Origin of the sequence: Streptomyces sp. CT34 (assembly GCF_000805335.1) — a bacterium.
Lineage (GTDB): Bacteria > Actinomycetota > Actinomycetes > Streptomycetales > Streptomycetaceae > Streptomyces.
The window spans coordinates 5,415,147-5,418,576 of the sequence record NZ_KN708638.1; the positions used below are offsets into that span (position 1 = coordinate 5,415,147).

The 3,430-nt window shown below is 75.8% G+C and carries 3 protein-coding genes and 1 pseudogene; 3 read left to right on the forward strand and 1 reads right to left on the reverse strand.

Going from position 1 to position 3,430, the window contains the following annotated elements; genetic code table 11:
• Nucleotides 1–42: 42 nt before the first annotated feature.
• Nucleotides 43–726, reverse strand: coding sequence for an O-methyltransferase (locus RZ84_RS23715; protein ID WP_043265976.1), 684 nt, complete (start codon nt 724–726; stop codon nt 43–45).
• 188 nt (nt 727–914) lie between these two features.
• On the opposite strand from RZ84_RS23715, the gene sigE reads away from it, so the two are divergent.
• From sigE to RZ84_RS41645, 3 genes and pseudogenes are all read left to right on the forward strand, one after another.
• Nucleotides 915–1,715: an RNA polymerase sigma factor SigE gene (sigE, locus tag RZ84_RS23720; protein WP_107068165.1), complete on the forward strand. Its 801-nt coding sequence runs from the start codon at nt 915–917 to the stop codon at nt 1,713–1,715.
• Nucleotides 1,712–2,650 carry a zf-HC2 domain-containing protein gene (locus RZ84_RS23725; RefSeq protein WP_043265978.1) on the forward strand — a complete coding sequence of 313 codons (939 nt, stop codon included), beginning with the start codon at nt 1,712–1,714 and terminating at the stop codon, nt 2,648–2,650. The genes sigE and RZ84_RS23725 overlap by 4 nt, the downstream gene beginning before the upstream one ends.
• A 149-nt stretch (nt 2,651–2,799) precedes the next feature.
• Nucleotides 2,800–3,430 (forward strand): annotated as a pseudogene (locus RZ84_RS41645) (hypothetical protein); the annotation flags it as partial.

Below are 3,430 nucleotides of genomic sequence, written 5' to 3' on the forward strand. Positions count from 1 at the left end.
GGGGGGCCGCCTGCCGGGGCCGATTCGGTGCTCCGCAGTGCCTCAGCCGCGCTTGACCGCGCAGAGCAGCCCGTCGCCCACCGGCAGCAGGGCCGGTACGAGCGCGGTGCTCTCCCGTATGGCCCGCAGCAGCTCGCGCAGCCGCAGCACCTCCGCCGGCTGCTCCGCGGAGTCGACGGTACGGCCGTCCGCGAAGACGCCCTGGAAGCACACCAGGCCGCCGGGGCGCAGCAGCCGCAACGATTCAGCGAGGTATTCGAGGCACTCCATGAGGTCGCCGTCGCAGAAGACGAGGTCGTAGCCGCCGTCCGCGAGGCGCGGCAGGACGTCGAGGGCCCGGCCGGGGATGAAGCGGGCGCGGTTCCCGGCGAAGCCCGCCGCGCGGAACGCCTGCTTGGCGAACGCCTGCCGCTCCGGTTCGAGGTCCACGGTGGTCAGCACGCCGTCGGGGCGCATGCCGTGCAGGAGATAGATGCCGGACACGCCCGTGCCGGTGCCGATCTCGGCGACCGCCTTGGCGTCCGCGGTGGCGGCGAGCAGCCGCAGGGCAGCGCCGGCGCCGGTCGTCACCGCGCGGACACCGGTCTCCCGGGCGCGGGCGCGGGACCAGCGCAGAGCGTCGTCGGCGGCCTCGTCGATGGTCCCGGCGCCGTACGCCTCGGCGAATGCCAAGTTCGTCTGCCGGTTGCCGGTAATGGCCCTCTCCTGTCCCCGTAGTTGACGCAACCGTGACTGTATCCGCTGTGTGCGGGAACCCGCAGATGGGACCGGGCGTTAGGAAAGGGCAGGGGAAGAGACGGGGGGACGCACCGGTGAATACCGCGCAAGACGTCAGGCGAGAAACATCGCAGGAACAGAAGCAGCACCAAATGCTGGTCAAAACTGCTTATCCGGAGCTAACGGACGAGGTGGATATGGTAGGGGCTCTACTGGACACCACCAGAGCCACCAGGGGAGGTGCGGCTGCGGCGGGTGACCGAAGAGTGCGCAGGCGCTTGCGACGGTCGTTCGCCGAGCCGAGATCCGTGACCAACACCGCTGACCGTTTCCGCCCTCACGGCCCCAAGGCCATGGGAGGGGCCCCCATCGCCGACGCACGCACCGCGACCTTCGCCGACACCTCGGATGCCCAGGCGTGGACCCCGCCCACGTGGGAGGAGATCGTCAGCACCCACAGCGCCCGGGTCTACCGCCTCGCGTACCGCCTCACCGGCAATCAGCACGACGCCGAGGACCTGACCCAGGAGGTGTTCGTCCGCGTCTTCCGCTCGCTGTCGACGTACACCCCCGGCACGTTCGAGGGCTGGCTGCACCGCATCACCACCAACCTCTTCCTCGACATGGTCCGCCGCCGCCAGCGCATCCGCTTCGACGCGCTCGGTGACGACGCCGCCGAGCGGCTCCCCAGCCGCGAGCCCTCCCCGCAGCAGCACTTCAACGACACCCACTTCGACGCCGATGTGCAGCAGGCGCTGGACACCCTCGCGCCCGAGTTCCGCGCCGCCGTGGTGCTCTGCGACATCGAGGGCCTGTCGTACGAGGAGATCGCCGCGACCCTCGGGGTCAAGCTCGGCACGGTCCGCAGCCGGATCCACCGCGGCCGTTCCCACCTGCGCAAGGCGCTCAGGCACCGCTCCCCGGCGGCGCGTGCCGAGGAGCGCGAGGAGCAGCGGACGCTGGCCGTGGTGCCCACAAGGGAGGTCGGAATCGCGTGAGCGGCAGTGGCGGTCCGTCCCCCGCCGAGCAGCATCTCGGCGACCGCCTCGCGGCCCTGGTCGACGGCGAACTGGGGCACGACGCGCGTGAGCGGGTGCTGGCGCACCTCGCGACGTGCGGTAGGTGCAAGGCGGAGGCCGACGCCCAGCGTCGGCTGAAGAACGTATTCGCGCAGACCGCGCCCCCCGGCCCGTCCGAGGGGCTGCTGGCGCGCCTTCAGCAGCTGCCCGGCGGCGACGCCGGCGGCCCCGGCAGCCGGCTCGGCAACGGCACGTTCGGGCGCGGTGAATTCGCCCGGGGCGACGGCTCGTTCCGCTATGTGCCGTCGGAGAAGCACCTCGGCCCGGCCATGGCCGCCGTCCCCCCGCAGCCGCGGGTGCGCGGCTTCCGGGTGCAGGAGCCGGAGCGCGGCGCACCGCAGCGCCGCCGGTTCGCCTTCGCGGCGGCCGGTGCGGTCTCGCTCGCGGCCTTCGCGCTCGGCGGCGCCCTCCCGCTGGAGGCGGCCGTCGACGCCCCCGGTCCCCGTGCCGAGGGCAGCGGCAGCGCCGCCACCCCGCTCGGCGCCGGCCCCGCGGCCGGTGCCGTCCCGCTGTCCCGCGACGAGTCCCTGACGACCAGGGATCCGCGCCCCGGCTCCTGGCCCGCGCTGGGCGACCCCACCAACGCCCCGGCCCCCAGCGCCATGACGCTGTCCGCGCCGGGCGAGAGCCGGCCGGCGGACGGCGTCCCGGCCGTCGGCCCGGCGCCCGGACGCTTCGGCCTGTCACCTCTGATAGCCGCCACCGGTCCGGCGTCGGCGTACGGCTTCGCGCCGCTGACCGTCACGGCCGGTACAGCCTTCGCCGGCCGGAGCCCGCGCCCGCCGCTGGAGCCGATGCGGCCCCTGCTCCGCTCGGCGCCCTCCGCCGGACCCACCGCCCACGGTTCGCACTGACCGGGATCTGCGCGGTTCCGCGCGGAGCTGGTTGAATCGCTGTCGGGCGGCGCGCCCTTGTGCGGGTGCGTGCCCCTGGGGCCCGTCGCCGGACGGCCCCCGGGTGGCGCTGGCCCGCGCGTGACCGCGGGCGAATCGTTGGGGAGAGCATGGACGACGCTAGGGCCGCCGGGCCGAAGCTGAAGTGGTGGAGCCGGCCGGGGCAGGCCCCGAGCCCGCGACCGCCCGCCGAGGCCGGCCGGCCCGAGGCGGCGCGGAGCGCCGGCCCCGCGGCCGGAGCGGCTGCGACGGCGGACGCGGCGCACCCGGCGGATTCCGCCGCAGTGGCCGAACAGGCGGATGCGGCACCGGAGTTGGCCGCCGCGCCCGGAGCGATATCGAGTGCGGCTGCGGACCCGGCGCCGGCCGCGGCGGGTCCGGAGCAGGAGGCCGCCGCGGCGCCCCGTGCGGAGCGCGAGGCCGCCACCGTGACGCTCGGTCAGGTGTCCGCGGGCGCCCCGGACGAGGCGCCGTCCCACCCGCCGACGGATCCGGCACCGCACGGCGGGGCCGACCCGCACCCCGAGACCCCCGCAGCTCCCGCCGAGCCCCCCACCGCCGCTCCCGCCGAGGCCGCCGGCGGTGCGCCCCGGCGCCCGCGGCCGCTGCACCCCGAGGACCCGTACGGCACGCCCCCGTACGGCGATCCCGGGCCGTGGGCGCCCGCGCCGCTGGTACAGCGACCGATGGCGACCCCCGCACCCGGCACCGCGCCCCCGCCGGAGGCGCGGACCGCGGCGG